General features: G+C 42.9%; 17 protein-coding genes. 4 read left to right on the top strand and 13 right to left on the bottom strand.

What is annotated here, in order from left to right; all coding sequences use genetic code 11:
* Nucleotides 1–126 precede the first annotated feature (126 nt).
* The 3 genes from hisC to hisG all read right to left on the bottom strand — a co-directional run bounded on the left by hisC (nucleotide 127) and on the right by hisG (nucleotide 3,550).
* Nucleotides 127–1,179: a histidinol-phosphate transaminase gene (gene hisC / locus AC13FX_RS05855; RefSeq protein WP_482879579.1), complete on the bottom strand. Its 1,053-nt coding sequence runs from the start codon at nucleotides 1,177–1,179 to the stop codon at nucleotides 127–129.
* A gap of 91 nt (nucleotides 1,180–1,270) precedes the next feature.
* Nucleotides 1,271–2,557, bottom strand: coding sequence for a histidinol dehydrogenase (hisD, locus tag AC13FX_RS05850; RefSeq protein ID WP_482879578.1), 1,287 nt, complete (start codon nucleotides 2,555–2,557; stop codon nucleotides 1,271–1,273).
* A gap of 111 nt (nucleotides 2,558–2,668) precedes the next feature.
* Nucleotides 2,669–3,550 carry an ATP phosphoribosyltransferase gene (gene hisG / locus AC13FX_RS05845; RefSeq protein WP_482879577.1) on the bottom strand — a complete coding sequence of 294 codons (882 nt, stop codon included), beginning with the start codon at nucleotides 3,548–3,550 and terminating at the stop codon, nucleotides 2,669–2,671.
* A 353-nt stretch (nucleotides 3,551–3,903) separates the two neighbouring features.
* Between hisG and AC13FX_RS05840 the strand changes: the two genes are divergently transcribed.
* From AC13FX_RS05840 to AC13FX_RS05830, 3 genes are all read left to right on the top strand, one after another.
* Complete coding sequence (locus AC13FX_RS05840; RefSeq protein ID WP_482879576.1) at nucleotides 3,904–4,311, top strand: DUF4174 domain-containing protein; 408 nt, start codon at nucleotides 3,904–3,906, stop codon at nucleotides 4,309–4,311.
* A 64-nt stretch (nucleotides 4,312–4,375) separates the two neighbouring features.
* The gene (locus tag AC13FX_RS05835) at nucleotides 4,376–4,795 is read left to right on the top strand and encodes an OsmC family protein (RefSeq protein ID WP_482879575.1); all 420 of its coding nucleotides are present in this window, start codon (nucleotides 4,376–4,378) and stop codon (nucleotides 4,793–4,795) included.
* 81 nt (nucleotides 4,796–4,876) lie between these two features.
* Nucleotides 4,877–5,047, top strand: a complete 171-nt coding sequence (locus AC13FX_RS05830) for a YegP family protein (protein ID WP_198597285.1) — start codon at nucleotides 4,877–4,879, stop codon at nucleotides 5,045–5,047.
* A 279-nt stretch (nucleotides 5,048–5,326) separates the two neighbouring features.
* Here the strand turns inward: AC13FX_RS05830 and AC13FX_RS05825 are convergent, their stop codons facing one another.
* The 5 genes from AC13FX_RS05825 to gap form a co-directional block, all read right to left on the bottom strand.
* A complete protein-coding gene (locus AC13FX_RS05825; RefSeq protein WP_482879574.1) occupies nucleotides 5,327–5,701 on the bottom strand; it encodes an endonuclease domain-containing protein in 375 nt (124 codons plus the stop codon).
* A 233-nt stretch (nucleotides 5,702–5,934) separates the two neighbouring features.
* Nucleotides 5,935–6,849 (bottom strand): M20/M25/M40 family metallo-hydrolase, encoded by a 915-nt coding sequence (locus AC13FX_RS05820; RefSeq protein WP_482879573.1) that lies wholly within the window; start codon nucleotides 6,847–6,849, stop codon nucleotides 5,935–5,937.
* A gap of 39 nt (nucleotides 6,850–6,888) precedes the next feature.
* A complete protein-coding gene (locus tag AC13FX_RS05815) occupies nucleotides 6,889–7,866 on the bottom strand; it encodes an acetamidase/formamidase family protein (protein ID WP_482879572.1) in 978 nt (325 codons plus the stop codon).
* 286 nt (nucleotides 7,867–8,152) lie between these two features.
* The gene (locus tag AC13FX_RS05810; RefSeq protein ID WP_482879571.1) at nucleotides 8,153–8,413 is read right to left on the bottom strand and encodes an endonuclease domain-containing protein; all 261 of its coding nucleotides are present in this window, start codon (nucleotides 8,411–8,413) and stop codon (nucleotides 8,153–8,155) included.
* Between the two features lie 345 nt (nucleotides 8,414–8,758).
* A complete protein-coding gene (gene gap / locus AC13FX_RS05805; protein WP_482879570.1) occupies nucleotides 8,759–9,760 on the bottom strand; it encodes a type I glyceraldehyde-3-phosphate dehydrogenase in 1,002 nt (333 codons plus the stop codon).
* A 226-nt stretch (nucleotides 9,761–9,986) separates the two neighbouring features.
* Between gap and pruA the strand changes: the two genes are divergently transcribed.
* Nucleotides 9,987–11,603, top strand: a complete 1,617-nt coding sequence (pruA, locus tag AC13FX_RS05800) for an L-glutamate gamma-semialdehyde dehydrogenase (protein ID WP_482879569.1) — start codon at nucleotides 9,987–9,989, stop codon at nucleotides 11,601–11,603.
* Between the two features lie 321 nt (nucleotides 11,604–11,924).
* Here pruA and AC13FX_RS05795 read toward each other — a convergent pair whose 3' ends face one another.
* From AC13FX_RS05795 to AC13FX_RS05775, 5 genes are all read right to left on the bottom strand, one after another.
* Entirely contained in the window at nucleotides 11,925–12,620 is a 696-nt protein-coding gene (locus tag AC13FX_RS05795) for an ankyrin repeat domain-containing protein (RefSeq protein WP_482879568.1), read from the bottom strand.
* 285 nt (nucleotides 12,621–12,905) lie between these two features.
* A complete protein-coding gene (fmt, locus tag AC13FX_RS05790) occupies nucleotides 12,906–13,823 on the bottom strand; it encodes a methionyl-tRNA formyltransferase (protein ID WP_482879567.1) in 918 nt (305 codons plus the stop codon).
* 4 nt (nucleotides 13,824–13,827) lie between these two features.
* Nucleotides 13,828–14,388 carry a peptide deformylase gene (def, locus tag AC13FX_RS05785; RefSeq protein ID WP_482879566.1) on the bottom strand — a complete coding sequence of 187 codons (561 nt, stop codon included), beginning with the start codon at nucleotides 14,386–14,388 and terminating at the stop codon, nucleotides 13,828–13,830.
* Between the two features lie 3 nt (nucleotides 14,389–14,391).
* The gene (ruvX, locus tag AC13FX_RS05780; RefSeq protein WP_482879565.1) at nucleotides 14,392–14,817 is read right to left on the bottom strand and encodes a Holliday junction resolvase RuvX; all 426 of its coding nucleotides are present in this window, start codon (nucleotides 14,815–14,817) and stop codon (nucleotides 14,392–14,394) included.
* A gap of 14 nt (nucleotides 14,818–14,831) precedes the next feature.
* Nucleotides 14,832–15,155, bottom strand: a complete 324-nt coding sequence (locus tag AC13FX_RS05775; RefSeq protein WP_103664591.1) for an HU family DNA-binding protein — start codon at nucleotides 15,153–15,155, stop codon at nucleotides 14,832–14,834.
* Between the last annotated feature and the right edge of the window lie 664 nt (nucleotides 15,156–15,819).

Below are 15,819 nucleotides of genomic sequence, written 5' to 3'. Positions count from 1 at the left end.
ACGAAACTTCAGTGAGTATTTCCACAAGAAAGCAGTGAATGGATATCAAATGATATAAACAATTCGCCAGTCGAACTTTGAATAGCCGGACGAAGATTCATTTTGTAATTCAAAATTCCTTGTTCATTATTCAATGTTTTCAAGCGCTGCAAAGAACCGGTCATTTTCAGCGGACGTTCCAATGGTTAGTCTCAGACAGTCTTCACAGTGAGGCTCATTACCGCGATAACGAACGATCACACCCTTATCTGCCAGTTTTTTATATACTTCCAGTGCATTATCTATTCTGAACAGCACAAAATTTGCGTCAGTCGGGTATATTCTTTTAACCTGTGGAAAAGTAACCAGTTTTGCGATCACGCGTTCCCTTTCTTCCAGTACAGCTTCAATATTTTTTTTAACATGATCGAGATTTGAGAAAGCCTGAGTCGCTTTTTGAGCCGTCAGCTTATTAACATTGTATGGAGCCTTCACCTTCAGCATATAGGATATGATCTCCGCATCAGCCAGGGCTATACCCAATCGTATACCGGCCAGTCCAAAAGATTTGGACATGGTCTGAAGTACCACCAGGTTATTGAAGTCGGTCAGGTTACCGGCTAAACTAGCCTGGCTGCTGAAATCAATGTATGCCTCATCGATCACTACAATACCATCAAATTCATTCATCACCCGCATGATATCATCAATATCCAGGCTGTTAGCCGTGGGGTTGTTAGGTGAACAGATAAAAATCATTTTGGTTTCAGGACGAACCGCCTCAAGGATCTTGTCTGGCTGCAACTGAAAATTTTCAGTCAACAGAACCTCATCTACAGCTACATCGTTGATCGCAGCAGATACTTTATACATTCCGTAAGTGGGGGGATTAGTGATAACCCTGTCTTTACCGGGGGTACAATATATCCTGAATAGAAGATCAATAGCCTCATCGCTGCCTACACCCACAAATACATTCTCTGTATCAACCCCTCTGAATGTAGCTATCTTTTCTCTTAACTCGTTTTGATAGGGCATCGGATAACGATTCAATTCCATGTCATCCGCAAATGGAGCCCCAAAGCTATTTTCATTTGCATCCAGTAAGATCCCGGAATCAAAATCATCCCGTGCACTACGATATGGTCTTAGGTTCTTGATATTATCCCTCACCAGAGTATTGATATCTATTTTTTTCATTTACAGTGATTTATAGTGAAATGCGTCGTTTTGGTTAGAGTTGGAGACTTATCTGAGCATGCCAAAATAGAATTACGAAATTCAATATTCATTATTCAATATTCTTTAAGCGAATGCTGACAGCATTTTTGTGAGCCTGAAGTTCTTCTAATTCAGCCAGTTTTTCCACTGCAGGACCAACATTTTTTAAACCCTCTTTTGTGAGTGACTGCAAGGTCACTGATTTTTGAAAGGCTGCTAAATTCACCCCGCTATACATGCGTGCATAACCGTAAGTAGGCAGGGTGTGATTGGTTCCCGAAGCATAGTCACCCACACTTTCCGGAGTCAATTGACCAAGAAATACGGACCCTGCATTCAGGATCTCATCAACATATAATTCAGCATCATTCACATTCACTATCAAATGCTCGGGAGCATACTGATTTGAGAAATGGAATGCTTCTTCAAGTGCATTGGTCACAAGCGTAAAACTATTTTTTAGCGCCCCGGACGCCATTTCTTTGCGGGGCAGTTCATTAAGCTGAAGCTCAAGTTCCTGCTCCAGTTTATTCAGGTCAAATTCTATAGTGGCTACCAAAACAACCTGACTGTCACTCCCATGTTCCGCTTGTGACAAAAGGTCTGCTGCTACAAATGCAGGATTCGCCTGTTCATCAGCAATTACCAATACTTCAGATGGGCCGGCGGGCATGTCGATGCTGATCTGAGCCTCTGAATTCTGGAGGATCATCTTAGCAGCTGTCACATATTGATTGCCCGGACCAAATATCTTATCCACTTTCGGCACCGACTCTGTTCCAATTGCCAAAGCAGCCACAGCCTGTGCCCCACCGGCCAGCAGAACCTTATCGATCCCGGCCTTTTGTGCAATATAAATGATCTCAGGGGCTACGGTTCCATCCTTACGAGGTGGTGTTGCCAAAACTTTGGTTGAACAACCTGCTATCATAGCCGGAATGGCAAGCATCATAGCTGTAGATGGAAGTATTGCTGTGCCACCCGGCACGTACAGTCCGACTCGTTGGATCGGTCGACTTATCTTCGAGCACTTCACCCCGGGCATGGTTTCCAGGTGAAGATCAGGCACCTGTTGAGCTTTATGAAATTGTGAGATATTGTTGAACGCAACATCTATGGCATCCTTAACCGATGCTTCGATCTCGACCTCAATCTCACCTGGGTCCATCGTGACCTCACTCAGTTTCACCCCATCAAATTGCTCAGTATATCGGGTTACCGCAGCATCGCCCTCATTCTCAACAGCATCGATAATAGGCTGAACCGTTTGAAAGATCGCGCTGAAATCGATCTTCGGTCGCTTCAATAGCCCACTGATCTCTTCCTGTGATAATTCAGAATAGTTGTATGTTTTCATTTCTTTGCCTTATAGTTTATAGCAGGACTCAGTTTGGCATTCCGCAGCGAAGCGACGGAACGAGTTTCGAATACTTCGATATTCAATATTCCTTGTTCATTGTTCAATGTTCTATAGGATCATACTTTCGATCGGCAACATTACAATATCTGATGCGCCGGCTTCTTTAAGTTCTTCCATCACGGTCCAGAATTTATCCAGCGGGATCACCGTATGAATTGCCACCATATTCTCTTCAGCCAGCGGCATCACAGTCGGACTTTTCATTGAAGGAATGATATCCTTGATCTTCTCTACGGCGGAGGTAGGCGCATTCATCATGATATAACGGCTCTTCGCGGCCTGTTGATATCCATCCATTCTCACCAAAAAGCGTTCTATCAGTTCTTTTTTGCCCGGCGAAAGTTCTTTATTGGTTCTGATCAACTGTGTTTGTGACTCAAGAATAGTATCAAGTTCTACCAGGCCATTTGCTCGAAGTGTTCCTCCTGACGATACAAGATCTACGATAGCGTCGGCAACTTCCAGTTGTGGAGCGATCTCTACGGCACCGGATATCTCAATGACCTTGATCTCTACCCCTCTTTCATTAAAAAACCTTCGCGTTAGATTAGGGTAGCTTGTAGCCACCTTCTTTCCGGCGAAATCTTCCGGTTTTTTGATGTCCCCGTTTTTAGGAGCTGCCAGTGATAAACGACATTTTCCATATCCAAGATCCCGTATAGGAGTCACATCCGCGCCGGTTTCCTGAGTTTCGTTAGCCCCCACAAATCCTAGATCGCAAACACCATCTTGTACATATTCCGGAATATCATCATCGCGAAGCAGTAATAATTCTACGTCAAAATTCCGTGTTTTAACAATGAGATTACGCTTATAGTTATCAAATTCAATTCCAATGCCTTCAAGCAGTGCAATGGTTTTGTCAGTCAAACGACCACTTTTTTGAATAGCAATACGCAGTGAAGTTGAAGAGTCCTTCGTTCGGTTCATAATATCAGTAAATAATTGGTTGGTTTATAAATTGGAAAAAGGTAGAAGTAGGTATGAAAAAACGTGCAGATCTAGTGCACATGAATATGATGATGTCCCTGATGGGCATGATGGACATCATGATGAAATTGATGAGAGATCGATGTATATGTGTTTTCTTTTTTCACGACTCAAAAATAGGGATAGTTTGATTTAGGTACAATTCGTTATCAAACATTTAACGATTCTTTCAATAAATAACGTTTCAATCAGCTCTAAACTATTTGGGCTCACTGTATGTTTGGGTGAAACATATTAATTACAGTTCTTAACCAATGAAGATCTTTTTTATATTTTTGATAACTGGATACTTTATGACAGTCGATCTATCAGCCCAGATGGAAGATAGTTTCGACCTTGATGAACATCGCTGGAACAACCGGGTACTGCTCGTTTTCTCTCCCAACAACACCTATACGGATCTGACGCGAACCATGGAAATGGTTCAAAATAATCGAGGTGGTATTTCTGAAAGAGATCTCAAGGTCTTTCAGGTTTTGGGAAATATTGGAAACTCATCCGGTGATAACGTTTTACAAAGCGATGATGCCCAAGATCTGCGAGAACGATTTAAGGTATCCCCAAACGAATATATGTCCATTTTGATCGGAAAAGATGGAACTGAGAAAATGCGTACCGGGGAAGTCGTTACAGCAAAGAGACTGTTTGAGATCATAGATGCCATGCCGATGCGCAAGCTCGAAATGAAAGACAATGGTTAAGGCCAAGCTATTTTCTTATCTTCGGCGCAACAAAATTTATAATTAAACAATTACTTATTAGCAGATGAAAATTGATGTAAACTGGCTGGGTAAAGACTTCCATTTTGAAGCTGAAAATGACACCAAAGGCAAGATCCGTATTGACGGAAATAATGAAATAGGCGGATTGGAAGGTGGACTTGCCCCCATGCAATTGTTACTGGCCGGAGTGGGAGGTTGCAGTGCAATAGATGTTCTGCACATACTGGAGAAACAACAGCAAAAAGTTGATTCCCTTAAAGTGGAAGTGGATGGTGACCGTCAAGAGGTTGAAGGTGCCTCTCATACCGAATATCGATCCATTCACCTGCATTTCATTCTATCAGGTGAGTTAGATCCAAAAAAAGTTGAACGGGCACTTAAGCTCTCCATTACAAAATACTGCTCTGCTTCCAAAGCCCTTGAAAAAGGGTCTGAGATCACATACGACTATGAAATAGTCTAACGAAAACCCCTCAAAATTGCTTCTGAAGCACATTTTCGGTATTTTATGATGTTTAAAATTTAATAAATCAATTACTTATCTATGGCTAAATGTGAGTTATACCAAGACGTTAAAGGCGAATGGAGATGGAGACGCGTTTCCAAGAATGGTGATATTGAGGCCTTTTCCAGTCAGGGTTTTGAAAAGGAAGAAGATGCACGAAAAGACGGCAAAGAATGTAAAGAGTGCACCAGTTATCTGCGAAAGTTTTAACTGAGTCTGACCATTTTATTTTTAGAGCCTCTCCAGTTGGAGGGGCTTTTTTTGTTTAAAGCAAAAAACCTGACTCACATCCCTCTGATTGAGAGCTGAAGGGCTCAACCGGTCTCCCTTCTAAGGGAGAATTCACCTAAAAAATTATGTATACCATTTTTTTAAACCCATAAACCTAAACTAACCTCCGAAACTAGCTAAAGATAATTCCCTCTTTGAAGAGGGACAGGAAATGATCGCCCGATCATTTACAGGGGGATGTAAAGTGTTTTCCAGGGGCTATTCATTCTTAAAACGCCGAACAAAATCTTCCAGATACCGCAAAACATCAGGTAGTTTATTTTTCACATCCGCATCATCTATCCTTACAAATGTGACACCCAATTTCTCTATTCTTTTTTGACGATTCGTATCCTTTTTAAATTTTTCAGGATGATCATGACTTACCCCATCAATTTCAATCGCCAACATTATCTCGTGGCAGTAGAAATCCATTATGTAATTCAGGATCGGTACCTGTCTGTGGAATTCTTCACCTAGTGCCTTACCCTTTATTTGTTCCCACAATAAAACCTCACTTAATGTGCTGTTTTTCCTTAGTTCCCGTGCTAAATATTTCAAATTCCGATCATACGGAAGGCTCTTATTCGGCATGGCATACCCCTCTCATCTTTGTTCAAATTAACTCACATCCCTCTGATTGAGAGCTGAAGCTCTCAACCGGTCTTCCTTCTAAGGGAGAATTCTCTTTATTGACCTTAAATACTTTAATCCTGCTACAAATTTCTAACACTCTCCCTAAAACCTAAAAGGAGAATTCCCTCTTCGAATAGGGACAGGAAATGAACTTATTCATTTACAGGGGGATGTAAGTGGTCTACAAAAGATCACATACTCTTATCAAACTCCAGTATCACATTCAATATCATTTGAACGGAACGCTTATAGAAATCCTGTGGGATCGTTCCAAAATCATCGGTGTGCTGATGGTAATGTTCGTGATCTGAAACTCCAAAATAGATAAACGGTACTCCCTGTTGATGAAACGGGCCATGGTCTGAGGCATAGGTCCAGTCATCAAGCTCACCATTCGGATCGTCATGGCCATAAAGCACATTGACTCCGGCCTTATCTGTACTGTCTATAACAGACTTCAACTCCGGGTAATGATACGTACCCACTGCATAGATCGTATTTTCGTCATTCTGAGCGATCATATCCAGGTTAATATTCATTTTTACCATATCCAGAAATACGGAATCCTGAACCATTGCTCTTGCTCCCTGCAATCCCATTTCCTCTGCATCAAAAGCTGCAAATACCAGTGTGTGATTGGGTTTTACATCATCAAAATAATCGATGTAGGCAAGTAATGCCGCTGTTCCTGAAGCATCATCATCGGCTCCATTGAAGATCAGCGAATCTCTCATTCCCAGATGATCATAATGGGCCGTGATCACGATCACCGAATCCGATTTGCCACTCACCTGCCCTATGACATTCACACCGGTCATTTCTTCCCCCTCCCGGTTACTGAAAGTGAATTCATGCGTATATGCCCCTTGGAATGGTTCGGCTCCTTCCTCTTCAAATCTTTGCAGAAGATAATCGCGGGCAATTTGATTGCCTTCTGTACCTGTACGGCGGCCCTCTGTAGAGTCAGACGAGATGATGCGAAGATCTTCGATCAGCTGCTCCGTATCAAGTGATGGTTCTTGATTTGCTGCCTCCTGATCTGCAGAACAGGAAACAAAAAGAAGCACAAAAATTGAAAGCAGTAAATGATGTTTTAGGAATTTCATTTAGTAAATGATTTTATTTAAAAGGTAGACAGTTCTTATTTATTTAAAAATATTCTTGGGAAGATGCATGGAAACCAGCATATGAGGAACATCCACGACTTCAGCGATCTTAAGATCACCCGCCAGTGAAAGGAGTGCATAGGCATCATTTCTGCTCATTCCTTTTTCTTCCTCCAGGTAATCGATCATAAATCGTGTGGCTTTCTTTGCTGCTTCATCGGTCGTTTCAGCAAAGGCAGTGACTGCATAGTATTCATCCGTTTCATACTGAGGCTCCATGATCTTTCTGCCTCCTTTGATCACTTCAACCTCATAAATAATATTCATGGGTGCTTCAATAGCGGTACCGCAAACTTCCCCGTGACCCTGAGCTGCATGCGTATCACCAATGGAAAACAGTGCTCCTTCCACAAATACCGGAAAATAAATGGTCGATCCTTCTGTCATATTGGGATCATCCATATTTCCGCCATTGGCCCGCGGTGGAATAGTGGACAGCATTTCATCTGTATCAGGCGCTACTCCCATCACACCGGGAAATGGCTTCAATGGGATCTCAATATTTTCAGAGAATTTAGCCGTCTTCCGGTCTTTACCCAACTCAAAAGTTTTCAGGTAGGGTTCATCAAACTCATCAGCCAAAAATCCAAATCCCGGGATAATGGCCGTCCAGCCCCAATCCCCCATTTCAACTTTGTGCAGCGTCACTTTTAATACATCTCCGGGCTCTGCACCTTCAACGTAAACAGGACCTGTAAGTGGGTGGATCGGATCGAAACTCAAATTACCAAGATCTTCAACCGTAGAGTTTACCGTAAGCTGTTTGGCTGAGGCCTCCTGAGTCGCCACCTTGACCACGGATCCTGAGGGAACCGTCAGAACAGGTTCAATTGCCCGACTCCAACGGGCATGAGTTTGAGCATCCGTCAACTCATAATCATATTCGATCTCTTCTGTAAGAGGTTTCTCTGTCTCTGTAATACAACCGGATAATATTATCCCGAAAAAAATCATCATCAAAATTATCGACCGAATCATAGTATCTCCATTTTATATTTATTAGTTAATACACTGCTAACTCTTACCACTCACATCCCTCTGCTTTCAAGCTGAAGCTCTCAAGCGGTCTCCCTTCTAAGGGAGAATTCTCTTAATATAAAACTGAAAGGCTTAAATTACCTTCTATATCTCCCTAAGAAAAAATTCCCTCTTTGAAGAGGGATCGTAAATGATCCCCGGATCATTTACAGGGGGATGTGAGTCAGTCTACAAAGTTCTTCCTGCCTTTATTCGGCTAATAAAATTATCCAGGAAAAGAATAACATTCGGTAAGTTTTTCCGGATAATCATGACTAATCCCATCTACCTCTATCACCACCATGATCTCGTGACAATAAAAATCTACTATGTAGTTTAATATTGGTATTTGTCTGCGAAACTCAACACCCAATGATTTACCTTTTATTTGTTCCCAAAGAAGCACTTCACTCAGCGTACTGTTTTTTAGTAATTCCCGTGCTAAATATTTCAGTTTCCGATCATATGGAAGGATATTATTCGGCATTGTGTACCCCCAATGTTTTTTCCTGGTCTAATTAACCCACTAACATCCCTCGGTTAAATCAGTGAACTGATTTTAGCCTCTCCCTTCAAAGGGAGAATTCGTTTTAATCAGTTCATAAGTTTGCTTAAACATCAAAATTCTAAACACGTTTATAAAATCTTTAAGGAGAAAATCCCTCTTCGAAGAGGGTTATTAAGTGATCGCTAGAGCATTTTCAGGGGGATGTTACTCATGTGCAAATGTGGGGAGATAGATCCAGTTTTACAAGTAAACAGATATAAAAAAAACTCCTGCTCTCTTTCGAGAACAGGAGTTCAAATAATTATCTATATCTCTGAGATCAGTTTAAACGATCCTTTCGATAAGGTCAGCGGTGCGAGCAGAATAACCCGCTTCGTTGTCATACCAACCGATCACTTTCACCAGATTACCATCCACTTTGGTACTCAAAGCGTCAAAGATATTTGAATGCGGATTTCCAATGATATCACTGGATACCAGTTCCACTTCAGAGTATTCAAGAATACCTTTCATGGGTCCTTCGGCAGCTGCTTTGAATGCTGCATTCACTTCTTCTTCTGTCGTCTCTTTTTCAAGAACCACAGTAAAGTCTGTAAGTGAACCGGTCACCGTAGGAACTCGAACAGCTCCACCGTCCAGTTTACCGTCAAGGTGAGGAAGTACAAGTCCTACAGCCTTGGCAGCACCTGTAGTGGTAGGTACGATATTCACAGCTGCAGCACGTGCTCTACGAAGATCCTTATGAGGACCATCAACTAATGCCTGATCACCCGTGTAAGAGTGGATCGTGGTCATGAACCCTTTTACCAGTCCAAAGCTGTCATCAAGTACCTTAGCCATTGGAGCCAGGCAGTTGGTTGTACAGCTGGCATTAGAGTAGATCTCAACATCTTTGTCGATCTTCTCATCATTCACTCCCAAGACTACAGTTTGAACTCCTTCTCCTGAGGCAGGTGCTGAGATGATCACTTTCTTTGCACCGGCTTCCAGATGTTTTCCGGCACTTTTAGCATCGCGGAAAAACCCAGTGGATTCAACCACCACTTCTGCACCAAGTTCTCCCCAGTTCAGGTTTGCCGGGTCTCTTTCAGCTGAAACCTTGAAACTATCTCCATCAATAGTCAGGGTATCACCGTCCACAGAAACATCTCCCGGATACATTCCTTGAGCCGAGTCATATTTGAACAGGTGAGCCAGTGTTTTGGTATCTGTCAGGTCATTTACACCAACAATTTCAATATTGTCTTTATGATTTGCGAGGATCGAGCGGGTAACCATTCTTCCGATACGTCCAAACCCGTTAATTCCTACTTTAATTTTTGACATTTCTAATCCTTTTTGTGATTGAATATTAATGCTCTTTATTCATTAAACAACAATGTAAAAAGCACTTATAAAGTTCTTATGAATCTCCCCAAATCTACCATTATAACGCTCGATTTTCAATGTTTTACCTGATACTGCCACAGTTTAAATATGCCCTTTGAAATGGGAGCGCTTTTCTGCGTATCTTACAGCTAATAATTATAAAACAAGATAAAATTATACAGCTATGCCTGACCAAACATTGGAGAAATACAGAAACGAAACCTACCTGGATTTTTCAGATCCGACACATGACAAAGCCCAAAAAGACGCACTCAAAGAAGTTCGTTCTAATTTTGGAAAAGAATACGATCTGTACATCAACGGTAAATTCGTGAAGGGAGATGCCGGTACTTTCGACAGTAAGAACCCCGGGAACCTTTCCGAGACCATCGGTACCTTTCAGATGGCCAGTAAGGAACAAGCCTTTGATGCCCTTGACAAAGCATGGGATGCCTTTGAGAGCTGGCAATATGTTTCTGCCAAAAAACGTGCCGACTACCTGTTCAAAGCAGCTGATGTAGTGCGCCGGCGGCGTCTTGAGATCAACGCATGGATGATCAGTGAAGCCGGAAAGAGTTTCCTGGAAGCTGATGCTGATACATGCGAAGCCATCGACTTCATTGAATATTACGCCCATGAAGCCCTCCGTATTGACGATGGCATGGATGTACTTGAAGAAACCTGGGGTGATCATAACCGCACTATCTACATGCCAATTGGTGCCGGCGTATCCATCTCGCCATGGAACTTCCCATTTGCGATATTTGTGGGCATGTCCATTGCCCCTATCGCCGTGGGTAATACCGTGGTTGCCAAACCTGCCCCTGATACTCCAAAAATGGGACAACTTTTTGCTGAGATCCTTGACGAAGTGGGACTACCGGCCGGAGTATTCAATTATGTAACCGGTGGAGATATCGAAGTAGGTGAGAATCTCGCCAAGCATCCAAACACCCGTTTCATCACCTTTACCGGTTCCAAAGGAGTTGGGCTTCATCTCAACAAGATCGCAGCTGAAGTTGCTGAAGGACAAAAATTCCTGAAGCGCATGGTTTGTGAACTGGGTGGTAAAAATGCAACGGTTGTTGATAAAGACGCTGACATTGAGTTGGCTGCAAATGAGATCATCAAAGGAGCATTTGGGTTCCAGGGACAAAAATGTTCTGCCAGTTCACGGGTGGTTGCTCACGAAGCGATCTATGATGAACTGCTGGAGAAAGTGACTGAGAAAGCCAAGGCCCTGAGTGTTGGTAATCCTAAAGAAAATCATATTTCCGGACCGGTTATCAATCAAAAAGCCGTGGATAAGATCATGAGCTATATTGAGATCGGAAAAGAAGAAGGCCGCCTGATGGCCGGTGGTAAGATGGCCGAAACGGATGAGGAAGGCTACTACATCGAACCGACTGTTTTTGCAGATATTGATGAGAACGCCCGTATTGCACAGGAAGAGATCTTTGGGCCTGTTACGGCATTCATCAAAGCTAAAGACACGGATGATGCACTGCGCATTGCCAATGGTGTGGATTACGCCCTGACCGGTGCTTATTTCTCAAACGACCCTAAGAAATTGGATCGTGCGCTGAGAGAGTTCAGAGTCGGTAATCTATACATCAACAGAAAATGTACCGGAGCTCTTGTTGGAGCCCAGCCATTCGGCGGTTTCAAATTGAGTGGAACCGATGCCAAAGCCGGTGGACGTGATTACCTCAAGTATTTCCTTGAGCCGAAATCAACCACCCTCCGTCCTAAGGATGGCGTGGATTATGACCTTCAAAAATTCGAATTCTCCAATAAGTAAATAAGAGATTCGGTTTTTAAAATTATCAAAGCCCTGTATGCGAAAGCATGCAGGGCTTTTTTTGTATAAAAATATCAGAAAAAATAGCCCCGTCCTTTAGGGCGGGGTAATTAGAATATGAATTTTAAACCCGTGTCTCATATTATGACAAGCCTATTCATTTTTTCAGGGTTGTGCAAATAACTCTTTAATAACACCCCTGCCAAAGCTTCGAATAACATTATGAGCCTTAACACCCGTCGGGCGAAGCTTTTATTTGGATTAATTTTCTACCCCGCCCTAAAGGACGGGGCTATTTTTTATCATTAATTTATTCGCAGATCAATCATCCAGGTCAACATCGTCTGGAGCTTCATCATCGTCAACCAGGTCATCGACATCGGGTGTATCATCCAGGTCATCTTCATCCTCATCATCGTCAGTGATAGGCACCACTTCCTTTTTAGGTTTGGTCTCAGGCTTGGCACCGGCCCGCTTAAGGATCAGGGCAATATCCTCCTGTTCATTATCCATCGCTATGATCATGGCCGTGTCACCATTCTTATCACGGAGTTTGACATTCGCTCCCTGTTCGATCAGGTATTTTACCACATCCGTATTTCCTGCTTTGGCAGCCACCATAAGTGCCGTGTGCCCCCAACGCTGCTGAGCATCCACATCAGCTCCGGCATCAACCAAAAGTTTGACCGCATCAAGATCGCCGGACCGGGAAGCTGCTATCAAAGCCAGATCGCCGATCTCCACTCCTTTTTCAATAAAGAGTTTGATGAGTTCAACGTTACTGTTCTCTGCGGCTCGATTCAAGGCGGTGCCCCCCATCTTGGTCGTGATATTCAGATCGGCTCCCTCAGAAACCAGATATTTTACTATATCGGTATGATCTTTTTCAGAAGCAACGATGAGAGCAGACGCCCCGCTTTTATTCGTGTCATTGATATCCGCTTTACCTGAAAGAAGCTTTTTTATCTCTTCAAGATCTCCTGCTTTTGCAGCTTCTATTAATGCTGGTTGCTCCATGGTGCTATATATATTTTTACCGTTATAGTTGGCGTGATGATAAAAAACGGTACGTATATCTCAAACTTATTCTTTAATATTTTTTTAATAGCCGCTCAGATGAATGTGATAAACTGACTAATAACTCTGCATAAGGCTACAAACACCCATCGGTCAAATCAGTAAACTGATTTACCCTCTCCCCTCAAGGGGAGACTTTCCTCATAAATACGGTCCTCGGTCTTCCGTCCCCCGTCAATCATTAACCCAACTAAACACTAAACACTAAAAACTCACCACTAAAAACTACTTAAGCATCCCTTCAGCTAAATGGCCGTGTATAAACTCCTGCCCCGTCATTCTTTTTGTACCAGGTAACTGAACTTCTTTCAGGATCACCGTTCCGGATCCACAGCCAACCAACAGATGTTCTTCATGCTCAGTAAGTTCTCCGGGTTTCAGGTTGATATCCGGTCCAATTTCGGAAGCATACATATTGAATTTATCACCGTTCAGGGAGGCCCATGCGGTTGGAAAGGGACTCAACCCTCTAATCTTATTATGAACTTCAACAGATGGACGATCAAAATCGACATGACAATCATCCTTGAACAGTTTGGGAGCCGGTGAAGCCTTCTCATCATCCTGGGCTTTCAGGTCATATTCACCTGAATCGATCAGGTTGAGGGCTTTTAGAACCAATTCACTTCCCATATCCCGCAGGCGGCTATATAGTTCACCGGTGGTCTCATTCTTGCCGATCTCTGTTCTTTCCTGAAGCAGGATATTACCGGTATCCACCTTTTCATCCAGGAAAAAGATCGTACAACCGGTCTCTTTTTCACCATTCATGATGGCCCAGTGAATAGGCGCCGCCCCCCTGTATTTTGGAAGCAAAGAGGCGTGTAAATTTACAGACCCAATATTAGGGATCTCAAGAACGGATACCGGAAGGATGCGAAAGGCCACAACAACGAACAGATCGGCTTCAAGGGCCCTTAATTTTTCTGCGAATTCCGGAGAACTCAGATCTTCCACTTCTATCACCGGTAACCCAAGTTCAATTGCTTTTGCTTTTACCGGGGTTGGAGAGGTCTTTGAACCACGGCCACGACGCTTATCAACATTACTTGCCACCGCCTTAACCGTATGGTCGTCAGACTGATGGATCTTTTCTAAGCTGGGAATCGCAAACTCCGGCGACCCCATAAAAACGATGTCCATGGAATTAATCTTCCTTTTTCGGAACTACCGGATATTTAACCTTCTTTTTACCTGAATCGATCTCTTCCAGTTCCTTTTTATGCAGACGTTTTTTGAAGGTACTCAGGTAATCGATGAACAAGGTTCCTTCCAAATGATCATATTCATGCTGAATGACCCTGGAAGTCCACCCTCCGGCTTCAAGACGGTGTTTATTGAAATCACGGTCAAAGAACTCGATCACCACTGTTTCCGGGCGGAATACCTTATCATTCACTTCCGGGATACTCAGGCAACCTTCTTCCATCGGTACTTTATTACCGCGTTTTTCAAGGATGAGTGGATTGATGAATACCATAGGACCGTAAGGAACTTCTCCTTCCTCGATCATTGCATCGGTATCCATCACAAATAAGTTGATCGATCGACCGATCTGTGGAGCCGCGAGTCCAACGCCATCAGCATTGTACATGGTCTCCAGCATGTTGTCGATCAGGGTTTGCAGTTCAGGACTATCTTCTTCAATATCCTCTGATTTTTTCAGTAAAACAGGATCATTGTAGGTTACTATAGGTAAAATGGGCATGATTTATTTTAAATTCGAATCTAAGTAATTTTGTAAGATGATGGCCGCGGCAATACGGTCAACGCGTCCCTTCTCCCGCCTCTTTTTTTGGGGGATCCCTGCCTCCAGCATCATATCTTTTGCACGGGATGAGGTATAACGCTCATCGATCTTTATGATATCAATATCCGGGAATTTCTTTTGCAGTTTCCTGATGAACTTTTCAACCATTTGCGTGGCCGGTCCTTCATCTCCGCTCAGAGACAAGGGCCAACCGATCACAAATTTTTCAACCGGAGATCCTTCAACGATCTTCCCGATCTCTGTAAATACATTCTCAGGCGAAAATGTTCCAACCGGACTGGCAATGGTTTGCAGCAGATCCGTTTGGGCGATTCCAACTCGCTTTTTACCAACATCTATACCTATAAGGCGAGTGTAGTCCTGCAAAGAATCAATAATTCCTATTTTTTATCTTTTACATCTTCAAGAGGCTGACGCAAGAATTTCTTCATCAGTTTACTTGGCTTGAAGTGTGTTTTACGGTGAGCCGGTACATAGATCACCTCATTGGTCTTAGGATTACGTGCTTTTGGTTTAGCCTTGGTCTCTTTCACTTCAAAAACACCAAAATCACGAATCTCAATACGGCATTCCGTATCAGCCGACATCATGATCTCTCTTAAAGCTACAATTACAGCATCTACCCATGGCTCTGCCTGAATCATGGGTTCATCCATGGATTCTGCCACCCGACGCACTACATCTCGTTTCGTGTATGTCATCATAGTATTATTATTTAGTTATTTGCTAACCTTTATGTTCGCATTGTTTTAGTGTCCTTCCTTCTATTCGCATCTGCACTTTTGTTAGTACTTTTTAGCTAAAACGAATAAATATTATTCATTGTAAAGATAAGTTGAATAAAAATCTACCTTAACTGTACTAATAACTATAAACTTAGGTTAACAGTGTTATGTAGTATTGACCGAAGACCGGGGACGGGGGATGAATAGCGAATATCGAACAAGGAACATTGAATTTCGAAGTACTTCCATATATGATAAGTCATTGCGAGGCCTTCGGCGAAGCAAAGCCCGTGGCAATCTGCCTGATCTATTTGGGATGTCGATTTCGGGAGATCCCGGATCTTCGACTCTGATACTAGCGCAAGCGTCTCGCTTGTGGCGGTAAGTATATTCCGGGGTTATAAGGAATGATCAGCAATCCAAATTCCCATCACCCGGCTCTTTTAGGAATATACCTCGTAACTAATTTAAAGTAAGCCGAATGATGGAGGTGATTTTCAGTGATTGATCGAGGACCGAGGACGGACGACCGACGACCGGTTTTAAAAGGCGAAGTCATTGCGAGGCCTTCGGCGAAGCAAAGGCCGCGGCAATCTGTCTGATCTGCCTGGGAACTCGCTTTAGGGAGGTTTTTTACCAGACC

The sequence above is a fragment of the Gracilimonas sp. B-17 genome, from assembly GCF_056857935.1.
Note: the sequence above shows the minus strand (reverse complement) of the source record. Positions and strands in the feature narration are given on the sequence as shown.

Bases quoted from the DNA above. Each gene is read 5' to 3' on its own strand.
- hisC (WP_482879579.1), bottom strand. From the start codon at position 1,179: ATGAAAAAAATAGATATCAATACTCTGGTGAGGGATAATATCAAGAAC.
- hisD (WP_482879578.1), bottom strand. From the start codon at position 2,557: ATGAAAACATACAACTATTCTGAATTATCACAGGAAGAGATCAGTGGG.
- hisG (WP_482879577.1), bottom strand. From the start codon at position 3,550: ATGAACCGAACGAAGGACTCTTCAACTTCACTGCGTATTGCTATTCAA.
- AC13FX_RS05840 (WP_482879576.1), top strand. From the start codon at position 3,904: ATGACAGTCGATCTATCAGCCCAGATGGAAGATAGTTTCGACCTTGAT.
- AC13FX_RS05835 (WP_482879575.1), top strand. From the start codon at position 4,376: ATGAAAATTGATGTAAACTGGCTGGGTAAAGACTTCCATTTTGAAGCT.
- AC13FX_RS05830 (WP_198597285.1), top strand. From the start codon at position 4,877: ATGGCTAAATGTGAGTTATACCAAGACGTTAAAGGCGAATGGAGATGG.
- AC13FX_RS05825 (WP_482879574.1), bottom strand. From the start codon at position 5,701: ATGCCGAATAAGAGCCTTCCGTATGATCGGAATTTGAAATATTTAGCA.
- AC13FX_RS05820 (WP_482879573.1), bottom strand. From the start codon at position 6,849: ATGAAATTCCTAAAACATCATTTACTGCTTTCAATTTTTGTGCTTCTT.
- AC13FX_RS05815 (WP_482879572.1), bottom strand. From the start codon at position 7,866: ATGATGATTTTTTTCGGGATAATATTATCCGGTTGTATTACAGAGACA.
- AC13FX_RS05810 (WP_482879571.1), bottom strand. From the start codon at position 8,413: ATGCCGAATAATATCCTTCCATATGATCGGAAACTGAAATATTTAGCA.
- gap (WP_482879570.1), bottom strand. From the start codon at position 9,760: ATGTCAAAAATTAAAGTAGGAATTAACGGGTTTGGACGTATCGGAAGA.
- pruA (WP_482879569.1), top strand. From the start codon at position 9,987: ATGCCTGACCAAACATTGGAGAAATACAGAAACGAAACCTACCTGGAT.
- AC13FX_RS05795 (WP_482879568.1), bottom strand. From the start codon at position 12,620: ATGGAGCAACCAGCATTAATAGAAGCTGCAAAAGCAGGAGATCTTGAA.
- fmt (WP_482879567.1), bottom strand. From the start codon at position 13,823: ATGGACATCGTTTTTATGGGGTCGCCGGAGTTTGCGATTCCCAGCTTA.
- def (WP_482879566.1), bottom strand. From the start codon at position 14,388: ATGCCCATTTTACCTATAGTAACCTACAATGATCCTGTTTTACTGAAA.
- AC13FX_RS05775 (WP_103664591.1), bottom strand. From the start codon at position 15,155: ATGATGACATACACGAAACGAGATGTAGTGCGTCGGGTGGCAGAATCC.